The 21,284-nt window shown below is 68.2% G+C and carries 21 protein-coding genes; 12 read left to right on the plus strand and 9 right to left on the minus strand.

All coding sequences use genetic code 11. The features are described from left to right. The first annotated feature begins 37 nt into the window (after positions 1–37). The 7 genes from F804_RS0112155 (at position 38) to lexA (ending at position 5,564) form a co-directional block, all read left to right on the plus strand. The gene (locus F804_RS0112155) at positions 38–628 is read left to right on the plus strand and encodes an anthranilate synthase component II (protein WP_022708015.1); all 591 of its coding nucleotides are present in this window, start codon (positions 38–40) and stop codon (positions 626–628) included. After that, on the plus strand, positions 625–1,644 hold the full coding sequence (gene trpD / locus F804_RS0112160) for an anthranilate phosphoribosyltransferase (protein WP_022708016.1): 1,020 nt from the start codon (positions 625–627) through the stop codon (positions 1,642–1,644). Before F804_RS0112155 ends, trpD begins: the two co-directional genes overlap by 4 nt. Beyond that, complete coding sequence (locus tag F804_RS16455) at positions 1,641–2,306, plus strand: uracil-DNA glycosylase (RefSeq protein ID WP_022708017.1); 666 nt, start codon at positions 1,641–1,643, stop codon at positions 2,304–2,306. Before trpD ends, F804_RS16455 begins: the two co-directional genes overlap by 4 nt. A 9-nt stretch (positions 2,307–2,315) precedes the next feature. Beyond that, on the plus strand, positions 2,316–3,107 hold the full coding sequence (gene trpC, locus F804_RS0112170; protein WP_022708018.1) for an indole-3-glycerol phosphate synthase TrpC: 792 nt from the start codon (positions 2,316–2,318) through the stop codon (positions 3,105–3,107). Next, a complete protein-coding gene (gene moaC, locus F804_RS0112175; protein WP_022708019.1) occupies positions 3,104–3,577 on the plus strand; it encodes a cyclic pyranopterin monophosphate synthase MoaC in 474 nt (157 codons plus the stop codon). Before trpC ends, moaC begins: the two co-directional genes overlap by 4 nt. After that, complete coding sequence (locus tag F804_RS0112180) at positions 3,574–4,752, plus strand: molybdopterin molybdotransferase MoeA (RefSeq protein WP_022708020.1); 1,179 nt, start codon at positions 3,574–3,576, stop codon at positions 4,750–4,752. The genes moaC and F804_RS0112180 overlap by 4 nt, the downstream gene beginning before the upstream one ends. An 89-nt stretch (positions 4,753–4,841) precedes the next feature. Next, complete coding sequence (gene lexA / locus F804_RS0112185; protein WP_022708021.1) at positions 4,842–5,564, plus strand: transcriptional repressor LexA; 723 nt, start codon at positions 4,842–4,844, stop codon at positions 5,562–5,564. Between the two features lie 4 nt (positions 5,565–5,568). On the opposite strand, the gene hemC is transcribed toward lexA, so the two are convergent. After that, positions 5,569–6,507, minus strand: coding sequence for a hydroxymethylbilane synthase (gene hemC, locus F804_RS0112190; RefSeq protein WP_028725940.1), 939 nt, complete (start codon positions 6,505–6,507; stop codon positions 5,569–5,571). A gap of 73 nt (positions 6,508–6,580) precedes the next feature. On the opposite strand from hemC, the gene hemE reads away from it, so the two are divergent. Continuing rightward, positions 6,581–7,609: a uroporphyrinogen decarboxylase gene (gene hemE / locus F804_RS0112195; RefSeq protein WP_022708023.1), complete on the plus strand. Its 1,029-nt coding sequence runs from the start codon at positions 6,581–6,583 to the stop codon at positions 7,607–7,609. On the opposite strand, the gene F804_RS0112200 is transcribed toward hemE, so the two are convergent. The 6 genes from F804_RS0112200 to F804_RS0112225 form a co-directional block, all read right to left on the minus strand. Further along, positions 7,606–8,469 carry an SPOR domain-containing protein gene (locus tag F804_RS0112200; protein WP_022708024.1) on the minus strand — a complete coding sequence of 288 codons (864 nt, stop codon included), beginning with the start codon at positions 8,467–8,469 and terminating at the stop codon, positions 7,606–7,608. The genes hemE and F804_RS0112200 overlap by 4 nt on opposite strands. A 68-nt stretch (positions 8,470–8,537) precedes the next feature. Further along, positions 8,538–9,173 carry a uracil phosphoribosyltransferase gene (gene upp, locus F804_RS0112205; RefSeq protein ID WP_022708025.1) on the minus strand — a complete coding sequence of 212 codons (636 nt, stop codon included), beginning with the start codon at positions 9,171–9,173 and terminating at the stop codon, positions 8,538–8,540. Continuing rightward, on the minus strand, positions 9,170–10,129 hold the full coding sequence (locus tag F804_RS0112210; protein ID WP_022708026.1) for an adenosine deaminase: 960 nt from the start codon (positions 10,127–10,129) through the stop codon (positions 9,170–9,172). The genes upp and F804_RS0112210 overlap by 4 nt, the downstream gene beginning before the upstream one ends. Next, entirely contained in the window at positions 10,126–11,307 is a 1,182-nt protein-coding gene (locus F804_RS0112215) for a phosphopentomutase (RefSeq protein ID WP_022708027.1), read from the minus strand. The genes F804_RS0112210 and F804_RS0112215 overlap by 4 nt, the downstream gene beginning before the upstream one ends. Continuing rightward, on the minus strand, positions 11,304–12,584 hold the full coding sequence (locus F804_RS0112220; protein WP_022708028.1) for a thymidine phosphorylase: 1,281 nt from the start codon (positions 12,582–12,584) through the stop codon (positions 11,304–11,306). The genes F804_RS0112215 and F804_RS0112220 overlap by 4 nt, the downstream gene beginning before the upstream one ends. Beyond that, positions 12,581–12,979, minus strand: a complete 399-nt coding sequence (locus F804_RS0112225; protein WP_022708029.1) for a cytidine deaminase — start codon at positions 12,977–12,979, stop codon at positions 12,581–12,583. Before F804_RS0112225 ends, F804_RS0112220 begins: the two co-directional genes overlap by 4 nt. A 122-nt stretch (positions 12,980–13,101) precedes the next feature. On the opposite strand from F804_RS0112225, the gene F804_RS0112230 reads away from it, so the two are divergent. After that, the gene (locus tag F804_RS0112230; RefSeq protein WP_022708030.1) at positions 13,102–15,381 is read left to right on the plus strand and encodes an NADP-dependent malic enzyme; all 2,280 of its coding nucleotides are present in this window, start codon (positions 13,102–13,104) and stop codon (positions 15,379–15,381) included. 157 nt (positions 15,382–15,538) lie between these two features. Next, positions 15,539–17,437: a propionyl-CoA synthetase gene (locus F804_RS0112235; RefSeq protein WP_022708031.1), complete on the plus strand. Its 1,899-nt coding sequence runs from the start codon at positions 15,539–15,541 to the stop codon at positions 17,435–17,437. Between the two features lie 26 nt (positions 17,438–17,463). Here the strand turns inward: F804_RS0112235 and aroA are convergent, their stop codons facing one another. Beyond that, on the minus strand, positions 17,464–18,795 hold the full coding sequence (gene aroA, locus F804_RS0112240; RefSeq protein ID WP_022708032.1) for a 3-phosphoshikimate 1-carboxyvinyltransferase: 1,332 nt from the start codon (positions 18,793–18,795) through the stop codon (positions 17,464–17,466). A 115-nt stretch (positions 18,796–18,910) separates the two neighbouring features. Between aroA and F804_RS16460 the strand changes: the two genes are divergently transcribed. Beyond that, complete coding sequence (locus F804_RS16460; protein WP_022708033.1) at positions 18,911–19,564, plus strand: DNA alkylation repair protein; 654 nt, start codon at positions 18,911–18,913, stop codon at positions 19,562–19,564. Here F804_RS16460 and F804_RS0112250 read toward each other — a convergent pair. Continuing rightward, complete coding sequence (locus F804_RS0112250) at positions 19,549–20,043, minus strand: hypothetical protein (protein ID WP_028725941.1); 495 nt, start codon at positions 20,041–20,043, stop codon at positions 19,549–19,551. The genes F804_RS16460 and F804_RS0112250 overlap by 16 nt on opposite strands. 141 nt (positions 20,044–20,184) lie before the next feature. On the opposite strand from F804_RS0112250, the gene moaA reads away from it, so the two are divergent. Beyond that, positions 20,185–21,192, plus strand: a complete 1,008-nt coding sequence (gene moaA / locus F804_RS0112255) for a GTP 3',8-cyclase MoaA (protein WP_022708035.1) — start codon at positions 20,185–20,187, stop codon at positions 21,190–21,192. Positions 21,193–21,284 lie beyond the last annotated feature (92 nt).

A 21,284-nucleotide genomic window follows, 5' to 3' on the forward strand; every position in this document is an offset into this window, starting at 1 on the left:
ACCCACTGCACGACCCAAAGCCCACAGGTGGCCCGACATGATCCTTCTGATCGACAATTACGACAGCTTCACCTGGAACCTGGTCCATTACATGGGCGAGGCCGGGGCCGAGGTCGTCGTGCGCCGCAACGACCAGATCACCGTCGAGGAGGCGCTGGCCATGAACGCGGACGGGATCGTCATCTCGCCCGGGCCCTGCGATCCGGCGCAGGCGGGCATCTGCATCGACCTGATCCGCGCCGCGGCCGAACGCGAGATCCCGCTGTTCGGCGTCTGCCTGGGCCACCAGGCCATCGGCGAGGCCTTCGGCGGCAAGGTCGTCCGCGCCAACCGCATCCTGCATGGCAAGGTCGATGCGATCAGCCATGACGGCACCGGCGTCTTCGCGGGCCTGCCCTCGCCCATGAACGCGACGCGCTATCACTCGCTGACGGTCGAACCCGAAAGCATGCCGAACAGCCTGCGCGTCACCGCGACCTCGGATGACGGGACGATCATGGGGCTGATCCACGAGGCGCTGCCCATCGAGGGCGTGCAGTTCCACCCCGAATCGATCGCATCCGAGAACGGGCACGAGATGATCCGCAACTTCCTGCGCCGCTGCGAAGCCGCGAAGGAAGCGGCATGACCGATATCCGGCCGCTGATCGGCATCGCCGCGACCCGCCCCCTGACCGGCCCCGAGGCCGAGCAGGCATTCTCGATCCTGTTCGACGGCGCGGCCACCCCCGCCCAGATCGGCGGGCTGCTGATGGCCCTGCGCGTCCGAGGCGAGACCGTGGACGAGATCGCCGCCGCCGCCCGCGCCATGCGCGCCCGCATGAACCGCATCACGACGCCCGAAGGCGCGATGGACATCGTGGGCACCGGAGGCGACGGCAAGGGCACGCTGAACATCTCGACCGCGACGGCCTTCGTCGTGGCGGGTGCGGGCGTTCCCGTGGCCAAGCACGGCAACCGGAACCTGTCGTCGAAATCGGGCGCGGCGGATGCGCTGACCCAGATGGGCATCAACGTCATGGGCGGCCCCACCGTTGCGCAGGACGCGCTGAACCGCGCGGGCATCTGCTTCATGATGGCGCCCATGCACCACCCTGCCATGCGCCATGTCGGCCCGCCCCGGACCGAGCTTGGGACCCGCACCGTCTTCAACCTGCTGGGGCCGCTGACCAATCCAGGATCGGTGCGGCGCCAGCTGACCGGTGCCTTCAGCGCCGACTGGATCCGCCCCATGGCCGAGGTGCTGCGCGATCTGGGCAGCGACGCGGCCTGGCTTGTCCATGGCGGCGACGGCACGGACGAGCTGTCGATCGCGGAACCCAGCAAGGTCTGCGAGCTGAAGGACGGCCGCATCGCCGAATTCACGATCACCCCCGAGGATGCCGGCCTGCCCCGTCACCCCTTCGAAGCCATCGTCGGAGGAGAGCCTGCCTATAACGCCGCCGCCTTCCGCAGGCTGCTGGACGGCGAGACCGGCGCCTATCGCGACGCGGTGTTGCTGAACGCGGCTGCAGCCCTGCTGGTGGCGGGCAAGGTGGACGATCTGCGCGCGGGTGCCGCGATGGCCGCGACCGCCATCGACAGCGGCGCTGCCAAGGCGCGGCTTGCGGCCCTGTCCGACGTGACGGGCGCACCGGAAACGTGAGACCGCCCGCGCCTTGGGCCGACCTGCCCTTCTTCGACGACCCGTGGCCCGCGATCCGCAACCGCCTCCCGGACGATTTCCTGCCGGGACCCGATCGCGTCTTTGCCGCGCTCGAGGGACTGCCGCCGCAGGATGTCCGCGTCGTGATCCTGGGTCAGGACCCCTATCCCACGCCGGGCCACGCGAACGGGCTTGCCTTCTCGGTCACGCCGGAAACGCCGCTGCCGCGATCGCTGGCCAATATCTATCGCGAGATGGCCGACGACCTTGGCGAACGCCCGAATGACGGCGACCTGTCGCACTGGGCGGCGCAGGGCGTGCTGCTGCTGAACACATCGCTCAGCGTGCTGCCCGGGCAGGCGGGCGTCCATGCGAAATGGGGCTGGGACGGCCTTGCGCGGCAGGCAGTGGCCTTGGCGCAGTCGCACCGCCCCGTGGCGTTCATCCTCTGGGGGGCGCATGCGCAGAAGGCGCTGAAGGGCATGCCCCGCGACGTCGATCTGCTGATCGAGACCGCGCACCCCTCGCCCCTGTCGGCACGACGGGGATTTTTCGGCAGCCGCCCCTTCAGCCGCGTCAACGACTGGCTGACCGCGCGGGACGAACCTGCCATAGACTGGATCGGAACCGGGGGACTTTTCGCACCCTCGCAGGAAGGATAGAAGACGGCCATGGATATTCTGGACAAGATCAAGGCCTACAAGCTGCAAGAGATCGCCGCCGCCAAAGCCGCCCGCCCGCTGGCCGAGGTCGAGGCCGCCGCACGCGCCACATCGCCCGTGCGCGGTTTCGCGGATGCGCTGACGGAAAAGGCGAAGAGCGGGCCCGCGCTGATCGCCGAGATCAAGAAGGCCAGCCCGTCCAAGGGCCTGATCCGGCCCGATTTCGATCCCCCCGCGCTGGCCCGCGCCTATCAGGCCGGTGGTGCCGCCTGCCTCTCGGTGCTGACCGACGGCCCCAGCTTCCAGGGCGCACCCGAGTTCCTCACCGCGGCGCGCGACGCCTGCGACCTGCCCGCGCTGCGCAAGGATTTCCTCTATGACACCTACCAGGTCGCCGAGGCCCGCGCCTGGGGAGCCGATTGCATCCTGATCATCATGGCATCCGTCGACGATGCCCTGGCGGCCGAGCTGGAGGATGCCGCGATCCATTGGGGCATGGACGCCCTGATCGAGGTGCACAATGCCGATGAACTGGATCGCGCGCTGCGCCTGAAGTCGCCCATGATCGGGATAAACAACCGCAATCTCAATACCTTCGACGTGACACTTGATGTGACGCGCGAACTGGCGCCGCGCATACCTGCGGATCGCGACGTGGTCTGCGAGAGCGGGCTTTTCACGCCCGCCGACCTTGGCGCGATGATGGAGGTGGGCGCTCGCCGCTTCCTCATCGGCGAAAGCATGATGCGGCAGGACGATGTCGCCGCTGCCACCCGCGCCATCCTGGACGTTCCGGCATGAGCCTGACGCATTTCGACGCGCAGGGTCAGGCCCACATGGTCGACGTGTCCGACAAGGACGAGACCCGGCGCGAGGCTGTCGCCACTGGCCACGTCGTCATGTCCGCCGAAACGCTGGCCCTTGCCAGGGGCGGCGCGGCCAAGGGCGACGTGATGGGAGTCGCACGGCTGGCCGGGATCATGGGGGCCAAGCGCACCTCGGACCTGATCCCGCTGTGCCATCCGCTGCCGATCTCGAAGGTGACGCTGGACCTCGTGCCCGACGACGCGCTGCCGGGCATCCGCGTCACCGCGACCGTCCGGACCACCGGGCGCACCGGCGTCGAGATGGAGGCCCTGACCGCCGTCAGCACCGCCTGCCTGACCGTCTATGACATGCTGAAGGCTGCCGAGAAGTCGATGCGAATCGAGGGCATCCGCCTGCTGCAGAAATCCGGCGGCAAGTCCGTCGATTACGAGGCCGCGTCGTGATCTCGGTCGACGAGGCGCTGGCCAAGGTCCTTGCGCTGGCGACAGCGCCTCGACCCGAGACGGTGACGCTGGCGCAGGCGCGCAGGCGCGTGCTGCTGGAACCCGCCGTCGCGCGACTGACGCAGCCGCCCTTCGACGCCTCCGCGATGGACGGCTATGCGATGCGCGCCGAAGACATTGCCCTGCCGTTGCAGGTCGTCGGGACGAGCGCAGCGGGCCATCCGTGGCAGGGCAAGGCCGCTCAGGGGACCGCAATCCGCATCTTTACCGGCGCGCCTGTCCCGCAGGGCTTCGATCATGTCGAGCTGCAGGAAAACGTCTTGCGTGACGGCGACACGATCCGCGTCCAGACGCGGTCCCGCGGCAGCAACATCCGCGCCCGAGGAAACGACTTTACCAAGGGCGACGCGATTGCCCCCGGCAGGGTTCTGAACGCTGCCGATATCGGACTGCTTGCGGCGATGAACATCCCCGAGGTGACGGTCGCCGCACGCCCCCGCGTCGCCATCCTCGCAGGCGGCGACGAGCTGGTCCGACCCGGAGAGGATGTCGGTCCGGGTCAGATCGTCAGCTCGAACGATCTTGCCATCGCGGCCCTTGTCGAGGATGCGGGCGGAACGCCCCAGATCCTGCCCATCGCCCGCGACACCGAGGAAAGCCTGCACGCCGCCTTTCGCGCGGCCAAGGGTGCCGACCTTCTGGTCACGATTGGCGGGGCCTCGGTCGGCGATCACGATCTGATCGGCAAGGTCGCAGCCGAAGCGGGAATGACACGCGCCTTCTACAAGATCGCCATGCGACCGGGCAAACCCCTGATGGCAGGCAGCATGGGGCCGTTGGCGATGTTGGGCCTGCCCGGAAACCCTGTTTCTGCAATGGTTTGCGCGATGATATTCATGCAACCTCTGATCAGGAGGATGCAGGGATTTGCCGATGTCGCGCGTACAGAAACGGCCCGGCTGGGTGTGGATCTGGGCCCCGAGGGCCCGCGCCAGCACTATCTTCGGGCACGGCTGGCGACCGTGGACGGCGCGCTGACGGTGACCCCCTTTGCCGATCAGGACTCGGCACGCCTTTCGATCATGGCCGAGGCGGACGCTCTGCTGTTGCGTCCCGCGCATGATCCGGAAAGGGCGCAGGGAAGCCAGGTCCAGATCGTCAGGATCAACCGTTAACTCTTTGTTCACCCTGCGATGTTGTTGTGATTGACGCGATTCGCGGGCTAGGATAGAACAATAACGGAACATAGATGACGAGGGCGGGCATGCTCACCAAGAAGCAGATCCAACTGCTGGAATTCATCCAACGGCGCATGTTGCGCGACGGCGTCCCGCCATCATTCGACGAAATGAAGGATGCACTGGATCTGCGGTCCAAGTCTGGCATCCATCGGCTGGTCACCGCACTGGAGGAACGCGGCTTTATCCGCCGCCTTCCGCATCGCGCCCGCGCGCTCGAGGTGCTGCGCCTTCCCGACGCCCTCGCGCATCTGACCGAGGCAGAGGCACCCTCGGATCAGGCGTCGGGCGGTTTCACCCCGCGCGTCATCTCGAACACCCGTCCGCCGCGCCCGCGCGGTGCCTTGACGGTCGTCGACAGCCCCGCCGTGCAACTGCCGTTGATGGGCCGCATCGCGGCAGGCGTTCCGATCGAGGCCATTTCCGAGATCTCGCATCACGTGGCCGTACCGGGCACGATGCTTGCCGGCCGCGAACATCACTACGCGCTGGAGGTCACCGGCGATTCGATGATCGAGGCCGGGATCAATGACGGCGATGTCGTGGTGATCCGCGAACAGGACACGGCCGAGAATGGCGATATCATCGTTGCCCTGATCGATGATCAGGAGGCGACGCTGAAACGCTATCGCCGCCGCGGCTCGATGATTGCGCTCGAAGCCGCGAACCCCGCATACGAAACCCGCATGCTGCCCGAGAACCGGGTCCGCATCCAGGGGCGGCTGGTGGGCCTTATCCGCAGCTATTGACCGCTTACAGGGTCAGGAAGCCGGGGCCGGCGCGTTTCAGAAGCTCGTCGGCCAGATCCTGGCCCATGGCTGCACCATCGCTGATCGCGCCTTCGCGCGTGGCTGCGTGAACCTCGCTTCCATCGGGACGCAGGATCTCACCGCGCAGGATCAGGCGGTCGCCGTCCAGATCGGCAAGACCTGCAATCGGCGTCTCGCAAGAACCATCAAGACGTGCAAGGAACGCCCGTTCCGCACGCAGACGATCCGCCGTCTCGACGTGGTTGATCGGCGCAAGAAGCGCTGCGACCGCATCATCACCCTCGCGACGTTCGATCCCGATGGCGCCCTGCCCGACGGCCGGCAGCATTTCCTCCGGATCGACAGCGCCTCGCGCCACGTCGGTCATGTCCATGCGGCGCAGGCCGGCCATGGCGAGGAATGTCGCTTCGGCCACGCCATCTTCCAGCTTCTTCAGGCGCGTCTGCACGTTGCCCCGAAACTCCACCAGTTGCAGATCGGGGCGACGATGCGCCAGCTGCGCACGACGGCGCAGGCTGGACGACCCCACGACGACCCCCTTCGGCAGCGAGGCGATGCTGTCATGTTTCAGGCTGACAAAGGCATCGCGCACATCGTTTCGCGGCAGCAGGCAGTCTATCACCAACCCATCGGGCTGCAGCGTCGGCATGTCCTTCATCGAGTGCACGGCGATGTCGATCCCGCCTTCGGTCAGGGCCTCTTCGATCTCGCGCGTGAACAACCCCTTCCCGCCGATCTCGCGCAGCGCGCGGTCGGTGATGCGGTCGCCCGTGGTCTTAATGACGACGATCTCGAACGCATCGACCGGCAGGCCGTGCGCGGCCATCAGGCGGTCGCGCGTCTCGTGCGCCTGCGCAAGCGCAAGGATCGATCCGCGGGTTCCGATCTTCAGGGGGCGGGTGGGGTCGGGCATCGTGTTCATGCCGCTGGCATAGCTGCCGGGGCGCGGGTTGACAACGGGCTGCCCGTGACCTTCATGGCGAGCAGGAGGCCATATGACCAAACTTCTGCTGCGCGCCCTTCAGGGCGAGACCCTTCACACCCCGCCGATCTGGATGATGCGCCAGGCCGGTCGCTATCTGCCCGAGTACCGCGCGACGCGTGCGCAGGCGGGCGACTTCCTGTCGCTGTGCTACAATCCGGAATTGGCGGCCGAGGTCACGCTGCAACCGATCAGGCGCTTTGGCTTCGACGCGGCAATCCTCTTTGCCGATATTCTGCTTGTGCCGCAGGCGCTTGGCGCCGATCTGTGGTTCGTGACGGGCGAAGGGCCGCGCCTGTCGACGATCACCTCGGCAGATCAGGTCGCGCGGCTGAAACCCGTGGACGAGATCCACGAACGCCTGAACCCGATCTATGAGACGGTGCGCATCCTGTCGCGGGAACTGCCCAAGGAAACCGCGCTGATCGGCTTTGCCGGTGCGCCCTGGACGGTTGCCACCTACATGGTGGCGGGTCGCGGCACCAAGGACCAAGGCCCCGCCCATGCCTGGAAGGATGCGGATCGCGCGGCGTTCAGCGCCCTGATCGACCGGATCACCGACGCGACGGTCGAATACCTGTCGCGGCAGATCGACGCGGGGGCCGAGGTGGTCAAGCTGTTCGACAGCTGGGCGGGCAGCCTCAAGGGTCGCGATTTCGACGATTTCGCCGTGGCACCGGCCAAGCGGATCATCGCGGCGCTGAAGGAGCGGCATCCCGGCGTTCCCGTCATCGCCTTCCCGCGCGAGGCTGGCGACCGCTATGTCGGATTTGCGGCGGCGACCGGTGCGGATTGCGTGGCGACCGACAATTCGGTCTCGGCCGAATGGGTTGCCGCCAATGTCCAGCCCGAGATCTGCGTGCAGGGCAACATGGCCCCCCAGCACATGGTCACCGGCGGCCCCGAACTGGTCGCCGAGGCGCAGCGCATCACGCGTGCTTTGCGCAACGGTCCGCACGTGTTCAACCTGGGCCACGGGATCACGCCCGACGCGGATCCCGACAATGTCGCCCGGATGATCGACGCGGTGCGCAGCGCCTAGCGCGCGACGGCGCCCGCGAAGCCCGCGCTGCGCAGGGCGGCCAGAGCCGCCGCCAAAGATGCGCGATCGGCAAAGGGGCCCGCAAGGACGATGCGCGGGCCCTTGTCCCCATTCGGTCTGATCTGCGCCGTGGGATGCCCCTGCGCGGCGATGCGGCGCAGGGCGGCATCCGCGCCTGCATCCTCGAATGCCCCCACCTGCACATATCGGGCACCCGCGGCGATCAGGTCGCCGGGCGGGCGCGGCCGTGCCGCGGGCGGCTCTGGTCTTGCCTGTTTGGGCGGTGCGGGTCGCTTCTGTCTGACAGCAGGCGAAGGCGCAGGCACAGGTTCCGGGGTCGCTGCAACGGGCTTCGGCACCGACATTCCGGGGCATAGCCCAAGCCCCACCACCGCTTGGGGATCCGGGCGATAGCCCATGCGGGCGCACAGATCCTGCGGGCCGGACAGACCGGCCTTCTGCCGCAGGACCGGATCCATCGCGACGGCCCCCGCGATCGCCGTCTGCAACGGGTCGGGGTGACGCGAGGGCGGAGGGGGCAGACGCTCTGCAGTCGGCTTGGGGCCCGCCGCGAACTCCTCGGGGCGCAGTCCTTCGGTCAACTTCTCGACCAGGACAGCCTCGGCATCGGGTTCGGGGATGGCAACGGACGTCGCCGCAATGCTGGGCGGAAAGCCGCAAAGGGCAGTGCCCGCACCGTCAAGCCGCGCGGTCCAGCCCGTATCTGCACGCTGGAACACGCAGCCCTGCGCATCGATATACTGATCGCCCGCGAAACCTGCGGGCGGGGGCGGCATCGGGGCGGCGCTTGCCACCCCGACAAGGCAAAACCAGATCGAACCGTATCGCCAGACCGCCATCTTTCATCCCCGCTGCAATTCCCGCCCCTTCTAGCGGGGCAGGATTGAAGGCGGGGTTAACGCCGGCCTTATTTCGTGCCGAACATCCGGTCGCCCGCATCGCCAAGACCCGGCACGACATAGCCGTGTTCGTCCAGCTTCTCATCCAGCGAGGCGGTATAGATCGGCACGTCGGGATGGGCCTCGCGCATGCGCTCCACGCCTTCCGGCGCGGCCAGCAGGCACAGGAAGCGCAGGTTCTTCGCGCCTCGTTCCTTCAGCATGTCTATGGCCGCGACCGAGCTGTTGCCCGTGGCCAGCATCGGATCGACCACGATGGTCATGCGGGCGTCCAGCTCGCGCGGGACCTTGCAGTAGTATTCGACCGGCTTCAGCGTCTCGGGGTCGCGATACAGGCCCACGAAACCGACCCGCGCACCGGGGATCAGTTCCAGGATCCCGTCCAGCAGGCCATTGCCCGCACGCAGGATAGAGATGAGCGCAAGCTTCTTGCCCTCCAGCGTGGGGGCGTCCATCTCGCAGATGGGGGTCTGGACGCGGGTGGTCGTCAGCTCCAGCTCTCGCGTGACCTCGTAGGCCAGCAGCAGGCTGATTTCGCGCAGCAGGCGACGGAAACCGGCGGTCGACAGGTCCTTCTGGCGCATGACGGACAGCTTGTGCTGGACAAGCGGGTGGGTGACGACGGTCAGATGGGGTTGGGTCACGAGAACTCCTTTCGCAGGCGGGCGCGGGTATCGTCGTCGCAGAAGGCGGCGTCAATGGCCCAATGGGCGATGCGGTCGAATTCCGGCTCGGCAAAGTCGAAGACCCGGGCAAGCGCGTCGTATTCCTGCCGCATGGTGGTGTGGAAGAATGGCGGATCGTCGGTGGATACGGTCACGCGGACTCCGCGTTCGATCAACTTCGCAATGGGGTGGTCGCGCAGCCGGGAATAGACCCCGAGCGCGATGTTGGAGCCCGGGCAGACCTCCAGCGTGATCCCGTCCTCGGCCAGGCGCTCGACCAGGGCGTTGTCCTCGATCGCGCGGACGCCGTGCCCGATGCGCGAGCAGCCGAGCGACAGGGCGTCGCGGATGCTGTCGGGGCCGCCCCATTCGCCAGCGTGGCAGGTCAGGCCCAGGCCCGCCTCTCGCGCGCAGTCGAAGGACCAGGCGTAATCGGTCGCGCGGCCCACGCCCTCGGCCCCGCCCATGCCGAAGCCGGTGACCCAGTCGCCCGCGGTTTCCGCCGCGCAGATCGCGGTGGCCTTCGACCGTTCGGGGCCGAAATGCCGGATCGAGGTCAGGATCGCGCGGCTGTCGATCCCCTGCCCGCGCATCTTCGCGGCCATCTCGGTCATTGCGTGCAGATGCTCGCGCCATGCGGCCAGGTCGCCGCCCCCGCAGAATTCGGGCGAGACGAACAGCTCGGCATAGATCACGCCGTTCTCGGCGCAGTTCTCCAGCACGACCTCCAGCAGGCGGGCATAATCCTCGGGTCCGCGGATCACGCTGGTCGCGGCCTCGTAGACCTTCAGGAATTCGTCGAAGCCGCGATAGGCATAATTGCCCCTTTCGTCGAAGATGCCGCCCACATCCTCGGATTTGCGGGCGGCAAGGTCGCGCACGAAGGCGGGCGGGGCCGCGCCTTCCAGGTGCAGGTGCAGTTCCAGCTTCTTCACAGGAAGCTCCTTCCCTGTTCGGGCGCGGGCAGGCCCAGATGTGCCATGACCGAGGCCCCGATATCGGCGAAGCCCACCTGCCCCACGGCGCGCGGCCCCACGCCGTGACCCAGCACCGGCACGCGTTCGCGGGTGTGATCGGTGCCCCGCCATGTCGGGTCGTTGCCGTGATCGGCGGTGAAGACCGCAAGGTCGCCGGGGCGCAGCGCGTCGATCAGCCGGCCCGCAACGCCGTCGAACCATTCCAGCTGCCGGGCATAGCCCGCAACGTCGCGCCGATGGCCGTAATTCGTGTCGAACTCGACAAAATTGGCGAAGGTCAGGCTACCTTCCTCGGCCTCGGACCCCAGGCGGACCAGGTGCTGCGCAAGATCCGCGTCGGATCTGCCCTTGTGCAGATGCGCGATGCCGCGATGGCTGAAGATATCGCCGATCTTGCCGATGGCGTGGGTCGCGCGCCCTGCCCCTGCGGCGATGTCCAGGATCGTCCGCGCGGGCGGCGCGATTGCGAAATCGCGGCGGTTCGGTGTGCGCTGGAAATTGCCCGGCGCATCGCCAAGGAAAGGTCGCGCGATGACACGGCCCAGCCGCATCCGGTGCAGCATGGGGGCCAGCCCCTCGCACAGCGCGATCAGGCGGTCCAGCCCGAAGGCCTCCTCGTGCGCGGCGATCTGCAGCACGCTGTCGACCGAGGTATAGCAGATGGGTCGTCCCGTCCGCAGATGCTCGGCCCCGAAATCCTCGATCACCTGCGTGCCCGATGCGTGGCAGTTCGCAAGGATGCCGTCCGTGCCCGCGATCTCGCAGATGCGGGCCGTCACCTCGGGGGGGAAGGCGGGGTTCGTGTCGGGGAAATAGTGCCAGTCCCAGGGAACGGGAACGCCCGCGATCTCCCAATGGCCCGAAGGCGTGTCCTTGCCGTTCGAGATCTCGGTCGCGGCACCCCACAGGCCCTGCGGCTCGCCCCCCAGCCCCGGCGCGTCCAGCCCCGATGCCAGCCGCACGGCGGACCCGAGGCCCAGCCGCGCAAGGTTCGGCATCGCCAGCCCCTGCGCCTGCGCGATATGACCGACCGTGTTCGCCCCGGTATCGGGCAGCCCCTCGTTGAAGAAGCGGTCGGCATCGGGCGCACCGCCGATGCCCACGCTGTCCATCACGATCAGGAAGGCGCGGCTCATGCGGTGATCCTCTCGCGGACGAGGGGGCCGGTTTCGCCGTCGCCCGGGCCATAGGCCGCCTGCACGGCGGCGATGGCGACCTCGGCGGCGGTGTCGTCGGCGGCGTGGACCATCGCAAGCGGACGGTCGGGACCGATCTCCTCGCCCAGCTTCGCAAGAGCGGTCAGGCCGACGGCATGGTCGATCGCCTCGTCCTTGCGGACGCGACCGCCGCCAAGGGCCACGACGGCATGGCCAAGCGCGGTCACGTCGATATGTCCGACACGCCCTGCGGGTGCCGGAACCGGACAGATGACGGGGGCCTGCGGCAGATGAGCATCGGGCCGCTCGACCAGATCGGCAGGCCCGCCCTGGGCCGCGACCATCCGCCCGAAGACCTCGGCCGCCGCGCCGCCGTCCAGAAGCCCCTCCAGCGCATCCGCCGGACGCCCGGCAAGCGACAGGCATTCCGCAGCCAGCGCCAGCGTCAGGTCGCGCAGGGGGCCGCGTTCGCCGCGCAGCACGCGGATCGCCTCGTGCACCTCGAGGGCATTGCCCGCCGAGCGGGCCAGCGGCTGGTCCATGTCGGTGATCAGCGCCGAACAGCGGCATCCCGCCCCGTTCGCGGTCGATACCAGCGCCTGCGCAAGACGCTGCGCGCCGCCATCCTCGCGCATGAAGGCGCCGGAACCGGCCTTCACGTCCAGCACCAGCGCGTCAATCCCGGCGGCCAGCTTCTTCGACAAGATCGAGGCCGTGATCAGGTCGATGGATTCGACCGTCCCGCTTTCATCGCGAATGGCATAGAGCCTGCGGTCCGCGGGCGCGACATCGCCGGTCGCCGCCACGATGGCGCAGCCGACCTGCGCCACGATGCGGCGGAACGCGTCCTCGGGCTGGTCGCAGAGGAAGCCTGGGATGGCCTCCAGCTTGTCCAGCGTGCCGCCCGTATGGCCCAGCCCCCGCCCCGAGATCATCGGCACGAAGACCCCCGCAGCCGCCAGCAGCGGCGCAAGGATCAGGCTGGTCGTATCCCCGATGCCGCCGGTAGAATGCTTGTCCACGACCGGACCCGACAGATCCCAGTGCAGCACGTCGCCCGAATCGCGCATCGCGCGCGTCAGCGCCACGCGCCCCGCATCGCCCGTCCCGCGCGTCAGCACGGCCATCGCGAAGGCGCCCGCCTGCGCGTCGCTGACCGACCCGTCGGCCAGGCCCTGCGCGATCAGCGCGGCGCCCGGGCCGTCCAGTCCCCGCCCGTTGCGCAGGGACGCGATCACCGGCCTGGGGTCGGTCATGTGCGCGCCATGTGGCCCGCGTCGAATCGACCGGGCAGCAGGTCGCCGATGGTCGTGTGGAACACGACGCCATCCGTGGTCGCCAGCGTGACGGGCGTGTCGGCATCGCCGAACTCGGCCAGCTTCTGGCGGCAGCCGCCGCAGGGGGGCACGGGCGCGGGGCTGTCGGCGATGACGGCGACCTCGGTCAGGCGCGTCTGTCCGGCGGCGATCATGGCGGCGATGGCGCCGGCCTCGGCGCAGGTGCCTTCGGGATATGCGACGTTCTCGACATTGCAGCCCGCGTGGACCGACCCGTCGGCGCAGCGCACCGCGGCCCCCACCTTGAAGCGCGAATAGGGGGCGTATGCCCTTTCGCGCACGTCGCGCGCGGTATCGACCAGATCGTTGCTCATGCCGGGGCCTTCCTGAAAATCCTGCCCTCTTTTCTGCGCCCGCGTGCGGATGGGTGCAAGGCCGCTGTTCTTGGCCGTCGAAATGATTTAACGGTCAACCAATTCCGGAACCGGAGGCAGAAATGGAAGACCGCAGGCAGGACAAGGCGCGACAGGCAGCGCTGGATTATCACGAATTCCCGCGACCGGGTAAGCTGGAGATCCGCGCGACGAAGCCGCTTGCAAACGGGCGCGACCTCTCGCGCGCCTATTCGCCCGGCGTGGCCGAGGCCTGCGTCGAGATCAAGGCCGACCCCTCGACCGCCGCACGCTATACCAGCCGCGGCAACCTGGTCGCGGTGGTCAGCAACGGCACCGCGGTGCTGGGGCTTGGCAATATCGGCGCGCTGGCATCCAAGCCGGTGATGGAGGGCAAGGCCGTCCTCTTCAAGAAATTCGCCAATATCGACTGCTTCGACATCGAGGTGGACCAGCCCGACCCCGAGAAGCTGGCCGAGATCGTCTGCTCGCTGGAGCCGACCTTCGGGGCGATCAACCTGGAGGACATCAAGGCGCCGGACTGCTTCATCGTCGAGAAGATCTGCCGCGAGAAGATGAACATCCCCGTCTTCCACGACGACCAGCACGGCACCGCCATCGTCGTGGGCGCGGCGGCCACCAACGCGCTGCGCATCGCCGGCAAGAAGTTCGAGGACATCAAGATCGTGTCCACCGGCGGCGGAGCGGCGGGCATCGCCTGCCTCGACATGCTGCTGAAGCTGGGCGTCAAGCGCGAGAACGTCTGGCTGTGCGACATCCACGGCCTGGTGCACGAGGGCCGGCAGGAAGACATGAACCCGCAGAAGGCCGCCTATGCGCAGGCGACCGACAAGCGGACGCTGGACGACGTGATCGACGGCGCGGACCTGTTCCTGGGCCTCTCCGGCCCCGGCGTGCTGAAACCCGAGATGGTCGCCCGCATGGCATCGCGGCCCATCATCTTCGCGCTGGCCAACCCCATGCCCGAGATCATGCCCGACCTTGCCCGCGAGGTCGCGCCCGATGCGATCATCGCCACGGGGCGCAGCGATTACCCGAACCAGGTCAACAACGTCCTGTGCTTCCCCTTCATCTTCCGCGGTGCGCTTGACGTGGGCGCGACCACGATCAACGACGAGATGAAGATCGCCTGCATCGAAGGCATCGCCGCACTGGCCCGCGCGACCACCGCGGCCGAGGCCGCCGCCGCCTATCGCGGCGAAACGCTGACCTTCGGCGCCGACTACCTGATCCCGAAGCCCTTCGACCCGCGCCTGGTCGGCATCGTCAGCACCGCCGTGGCCAAGGCCGCGATGGACAGCGGCGTGGCGACCCGCCCGCTCGAGGATGTGGCCGCCTACAAGCAGAAGCTCGACAGTTCGGTCTTCCGCTCGGCCATGATCATGCGCCCGGTCTTCGACGCCGCCGCGACCGCGACCCGTCGCATCGCCTTCGCCGAGGGCGAGGACGAGCGCGTGCTGCGCGCCGCGAACGCCATGCTGGAAGAAACCACGGACGTCCCGATCCTGATCGGCCGCCCCGAGGTCATCGCCATGCGCGCCGAGCGCGCGGGCCTGCCCATCCGCCCCGAGCGCGACTTCGAGATCGTGAACCCGGAGAACGATCCGCGCTATCGCGACTATTGGGAAACCTATCACACGCTGATGGCGCGCCAGGGCGTCAGCCCCGACATCGCACGGGCGATCATGCGCACCAACACCACCGCGATCGGTGCCGTCATGGTCCACCGGGGCGAAGCCGACAGCCTGATCTGCGGCACCTTCGGGCAGTACAGCTGGCACCTGCGCTATGTCCGCGAGATCCTGGCCCGTGGCGGCCTGCGTCCGCAGGGCGCGCTGTCGATGATCATCCTCGAGGACGGCCCGCTGTTCATCGCCGACACGCAGGTCCACCAGGACCCGACGCCGGAACAGATCGCCGAAACCGTCTGCGGTGCCGCGCGCCATGTGCGCCGCTTCGGCCTGACGCCCCGCGTCGCGCTGTGCAGCCATTCGCAGTTCGGCAACCTGGACAGCGACAGCGGCCGCAAGATGCGCGAGGCCATGGCCCTGCTGGACGCCCGAGAGCCGGACTTCATGTATGACGGCGAAATGCACGTGGACAGCGCGCTGGACCCCGACATCCGCAACCGCATCTTCCCCGGATCGCGACTGGAGGGTGTTGCGAACATCCTGGTCTTCGGCAATGCCGACGCGGCCTCGGGGGTGCGCAACGCGCTGAAGATGAAGGCAGGCGGGCTCGAGGTCGGGCCGATCCTGATGGGCATGGGCAACCGCGCCCATATCGTGACCCCCTCGATCACGACGCGCGGCCTGCTGAACATGAGCGTGCTGGCCGGAACGCCGGTCGCCCATTACGGCTGATCTTTGCAAACATGCGGCGGCGGTCCTTCGGGGCCGCCGTTCGCTTTCGGCCTTTGCAAACTCCGCATCACAGTTTGCGAATGCAGGGCGCTAACACGCTTGCCGGACGCCCCCTTTCCCGCGCTAGGATACCCGCAAGGGAGAGGGAGGAACTGCCATGTCGTATCGCGACATCCATGATGCGTGGAAGGCCGACCCCGAGGGGTTCTGGACCGCCGCCGCGCAGGCCATCGACTGGGATCACGCGCCGTCGGCCGCATTTTTCGACCAGGGTCCGGCGGGCGAATGGTTCGCGGACGGCATGGTCAACACCTGCTGGAACGCGGTGGACCGCCATGTCGCGGCGGGCCATGGCGACCGGATCGCGATCATCCATGACAGCCCGATCACGGGCAGCATCTCGCGGCTGACCTATGCGGAACTTCGGGACCGGACCGCGCGGCTGGCGGGCGCGCTGGCCGAACGCGGCGTCGGGGCGGGCGACCGCGTGATCATCTACATGCCGATGGTCCCCGAGGCGCTGGTCGCGATGCTGGCCTGCGCAAGGCTGGGCGCGATCCATTCGGTCGTGTTCGGCGGCTTCGCCTCTCACGAACTGGCGGTGCGGATCGACGACGCGCAACCGCGCGCGATCATCGCGGCGTCCTGCGGGATCGAACCGGGGCGCATCGTACCCTACAAGCCGCTTCTGGACCGCGCGATCGAACAGTCGCGGCACAAGCCCGAATTCTGCGTGATCCTGCAGCGCGAACAGGAACCCGCGTCCTTGATCGGGGGGCGCGATCTGGACTGGGACCGGATCACCCGCGATGCCGAACCCGCCGACTGCGTGCCGGTGGCGGGAAACCATCCGGCCTATATCCTCTATACCTCGGGGACGACCGGTCAGCCGAAGGGCGTGGTGCGCCACACGGCGGGGCACCTCGTCGCCCTGGCCTGGAGCATGTCGAACATCTACGACATCGGCGCGGGCGACGTGTTCTGGGCGGCCTCGGACGTGGGCTGGGTCGTCGGTCACAGCTATATCTGCTATGGCCCGCTGATCGCGGGGGCCACGACCATCGTGTTCGAGGGCAAGCCTGTCGGCACCCCCGATGCGGGCACCTTCTGGCGGGTGATCGCGCAGCACGGGGTCAAGAGCTTCTTCACCGCGCCGACGGCGATCCGGGCCGTGCGTCGCGACGATCCCGAAGGGCGCATGATCCCCGGCCATGACATCTCGTGCCTGAAGGCCCTGTTCCTTGCGGGCGAACGCGCCGATCCCGACACCATCACCTGGGCCGAGGATCACCTGAAGGTCCCCGTCATCGACCACTGGTGGCAGACCGAGACCGGCTGGGCCATCGCCGCGAACCCCCTGGGGATCGAGACCCTGCCGATCCGCAAGGGCAGTCCCGCCGTCGCGATGCCCGGATACGACGTGCAGGTGCTGGACGCAGAGGGACGGCCGATGCCTGCGGGCGAACTGGGCGCCATCGCCATCCGCCTGCCCCTGCCCCCCGGCACGCTGCCGACGCTGTGGAATGCCGAGGCGCGCTTCCGCAAGGCCTATCTCGAACGCTTTCCGGGGTATTACGAGACCGGAGATGCGGGCTATGTCGATGATGACGGATACCTGTTCATCATGGCGCGCACCGACGATGTCATCAACGTCGCGGGCCACCGCCTGTCGACCGGCGCGATGGAGGAGGTGCTGGGCGCCCACCCCGCCGTCGCGGAATGCGCGGTCATCGGGATCGCGGATGCGCTGAAGGGTCAGATCCCGCTTGGGCTTCTGTGCCTCAAGAAGGGCGTCACCACCCCGCCCGAGGATGTCGTGGCCGAGGCAATCGCAATGGTCCGCGACCGGATCGGCCCCGTCGCCTGCTTCAAGCTGGCCTGCATCGTGGAACGCCTGCCCAAGACGCGCTCGGGCAAGATCCTGCGCGCCGTCATGGCCAAGATCGCGGACGGGCACGAGGTCACGACCCCCGCAACCATCGACGACCCCGCCATCCTGACCGAAATCGAGGCCGCGCTGGCAGCCCTCGGATACCCGATGAAGGCCAGCGCATGAAGAAGGGGGCCGCGGCCCCCTTTCCCTTACCCGAAGCTGGCGCCCAGCCGTTCCATCAGCGGAACGAAATCCGGGAACGAGGTCATGATCGGCCCCGCATCGTCGATGCCGACGGCGTTCTCGGCATTCAGGCCCAGCACCATGAAGGACATCGCGATGCGGTGGTCCAGATGGGTCACCGCCTGCGCGCCGCCCGGGACGCTGCCGGTGCCGTGGACGGTCATGCTGTCCTTCGTCTCCTCGACCTTGACGCCGTTCGCCTCAAGGCCCCGGGCCATCGCGTCGATGCGGTCGCTTTCCTTGACGCGCAGCTCGGCCACGCCGTTCATCACGGTCGTCCCTTGGGCATAGGATGCGATCACCGACAGGATCGGAAATTCGTCGATCATGCTGGCCGCGCGTTCGGCGGGGACGGTCACGCCCTTCAGCGGCGCATGCCGCACCAGCAGGTCGGCGACCGGCTCGCCGCCCTCTTCGCGCGGGTTCTCGAAGGTGATGTCTGCGCCCATCTCCAGCAGCGTCACGTACAGGCCGTCGCGCGTCGGGTTGCGGCTGACGCCCGGCACGCGGATCTCGGACCCCGGAACGATCAGGGCAGCCGCCACCGGGAAGGCCGCGCTGGAGGGATCGCGCGGCACGGCCACGTTCTGGGCGCGCAGCTCGGGGCGGCCCTGCAGGGTGATGACATGGCCGTCGGCAGTCGTCTCGGCCCGGATGTCGGCGCCGAAGCCCGCCAGCATGCGTTCGGAATGGTCGCGGGTGGGTTCGGACTCGATCACGACGGTTTCCCCGGGGACGTTCAGACCGGCCAGCAGGATCGCGGACTTGATCTGCGCGCTGGCGACCGGCGTGCGATAGGTGACGGGAACGGGATCGGCAGCGCCCTCGATGGTGATGGGCAGGCGCCCGCCCTCGCGCGCGGTGATGCGTGCGCCGAATTCCGCGATCGGGTCGGTCACGCGCGCCATCGGACGGCGCGACAGGCTGGCATCGCCGGTGAAGGTCGCGGTGATCGGCGTCGTGGCCACCGCACCCATGATCAGGCGCACGCCCGTGCCGCTGTTGCCGCAGTCGATCACCCCCTCGGGCGAGGCGAAGCCGCCCACGCCCACGCCGTCCACCGTCCAGCTGCCCGGACCGTGGCGCGTGACGGTGGCGCCGAACGCCTCCATCGCCTTGGCGGTATCCAGGACGTCCTGCCCTTCCAGAAGGCCCGTGATGCGCGTCTGCCCCACCGACATCGCGCCCAGGATCAGCGCGCGGTGGCTGATCGACTTGTCTCCGGGCACCTGCGCCTCACCCGACAGCGGGCCGCATTTGCCAGAGGTCATCGGACGGGGTTCGGCGGAATGGGACATGGGGCTACCTCGTGTTAACGCAAGCGCTTCTAGCGTGGGCCGTGCGGCGCTTCCACCACCTTCTTGCCGCGAGGGCGCGGGATTTCTAGAAGGGCTGAAACGGAAAGGACCCCGAATGCAGGAAATCGAACAGTTGCGCGCCCTGGGCGACGCCGACCGCGCCGCGAAGATGGCCGCCCGCCACAAGCGCGATCGCGAGACGCTTGGCATCGCGCCCGCCCAGCTGGAGCCGCTGGTCGCCGGATGGCGCGCGGCGCTGACCCCCGAGGAACGCGTGACCCTTGCCCGCAAGCTGTGGGAAAGCGACATCCACGAGGCCCGCATCGCCGCCGCCAAGCTGATGCTGCAGGCGCGGATGCGTCCCGATGACGGCGCCTGGGCCGCGATCATGGAATGGGCGCCCGCGGTGGACGCGCTGGACATCGCCGATGCAGTCGCGGCCGCCGGTCAGCGCCGCCTGGCGTCGGATCCCGCCCGCCTTGGCGACCTGGAGCCGTTCATGGAATCGCGCAACCCGCTGCAGCGGCGCCTGCTGATGACCATGACGAACCACTGGGCCAAGATGAACCACCCCAAGCCCGCCGATATCGCGATCCGCGACCGCGCGCTGGAATGGGCCGCGCATCTGCATCACGACGGCAACGGCGCGGTGCGCCAGGCGGTCGCGGCGCTGCTGTCCGATCTTGCACGCCACGACCCCGAACGGGCCGCAGCGTGGAAACCGGCCGAGAAGGTCGTCGAGGACCAGCCGGATCAAGACCCCGAGTAGACTTCCAGCGTCGGAAGATCCGTCAGGGACACGCCCAGCAATTGCAGCGCGGACAGGGAAACCTGGCTGCCGCTGCCGCCGGTCGTGAGGGGAATCAGCTCGACCTTGGCCGATTTGCCGTTCGCCGGATAGACGATCCGCCCCGGCGTGCGGGACTTGACCAGCGGGGTCTTCATCCACAGCCCCCCCTCGGTCGGGTTCCCGAGCGAACCTACGGTCGTGCCCAGCTTCTTCTCGGACGCCTCGGTCGGAACCTCGGCTGCGGCGGCGCGCTGTTCGGGCGTCGTCGTGTCCAGCTGTGCGACCGTCGCGCGGGCCGCCGGACGCGGTGCCGGGGCGCGGGTGATCGCGGTGGCGGCAGACACCTGTTCCGCCGTGGCGGGGGTCGCTTCGGGCTTGGCGTCGGGCGCGCTTGCGCCGGTCTGCGTCATCTGCGCGCAGCCGGCCAGCATCACGCCAAGGCCAAGGACTTTTGCCATGGTTCCGATACGCATCAGGATCTCCTCATCAGGCTTGGGGGCCAGATTGCACGCGCCGCGGCGAAAGGTCCACCACCGCCACGATCACGCCCGCGCTTGTGAGCGGCGCGCCGCATGCCTAGATTGCACCGCATGAGCCAGATGCCGCATCCAGCCCCGCTGATAGACCCCTTCGCCCGCCCGATCTCGTACCTGCGGGTGTCGGTCACGGATCGCTGCGATTTCCGCTGCGTCTATTGCATGGCCGAGCATATGCAGTTCCTTCCCAAGGCCGAGCTGCTGACCCTGGAGGAACTGGACCGCCTGTGTTCCACCTTCGTCGGGATGGGCGTGCAGAAGCTGCGGATCACCGGCGGCGAACCGCTGGTGCGTCGCGGCATCATGGGCTTCTTCCGCAACATGTCGCGCCACCTGGGCAACGGGCTGGAAGAACTGACCCTGACCACGAATGGCAGCCAGCTGGGCCGCTTCGCGCAGGAACTGTTCGATTGCGGCGTCCGGCGCGTCAACGTCTCGCTGGATACGCTGGACGCGGACAAGTTCGCGCGGATCACCCGGTGGGGCCGCCTGCCCCAGGTTCTGGACGGCATCCGCGCCGCCAGGGATGCGGGCCTGCGGGTCAAGCTGAACGTCGTGGCGCTGAAGGGCGTCAACGAGGACGAGCTGTTCGACATCACCCGCTGGTGCGCCGATGAAGGCCACGACCTGACCTTCATCGAGGTGATGCCCATGGGCGATCTGGGCGGCGAGGACCGGCTGGACCAGTACTGGCCCCTGTCCGACCTGCGCGCCCGCCTGGCCGAGCGTTACACCCTGACCGACCTGCCCGAACGCACCGGCGGCCCCGCCCGCTATGTCCGGCTGGAGGAGACGGACCAGAAGATCGGCTTCATCACGCCCCTGACCCACAATTTCTGCGAAAGCTGCAACCGCGTGCGCCTGACCTGCACCGGAGAGCTGTTCATGTGCCTGGGCCAGGAAGACCGCGCCGACCTGCGCGCACCCCTGCGCGCCCATTCCGACGACGCCCCCCTCCGCGACGCGATCCGCAATGCGATCGCGCTGAAGCCCAAGGGCCACGATTTCGACTATTCCCGGCAATCCGTCGGCGGCCAGATGACCCGCCACATGAGCCATACGGGCGGCTAGTTGTTTGATCCTACGGTTTGATTGTGCGATCCTTTCTCAACAGCGGAAGGATGCCCTCTGGGACAAGTTCATCATGGAAGCGCCACGACCAC

It is taken from the genome of Paracoccus zeaxanthinifaciens ATCC 21588 (genome assembly GCF_000420145.1).
In the GTDB taxonomy this organism is placed as follows: domain Bacteria; phylum Pseudomonadota; class Alphaproteobacteria; order Rhodobacterales; family Rhodobacteraceae; genus Paracoccus; species Paracoccus zeaxanthinifaciens.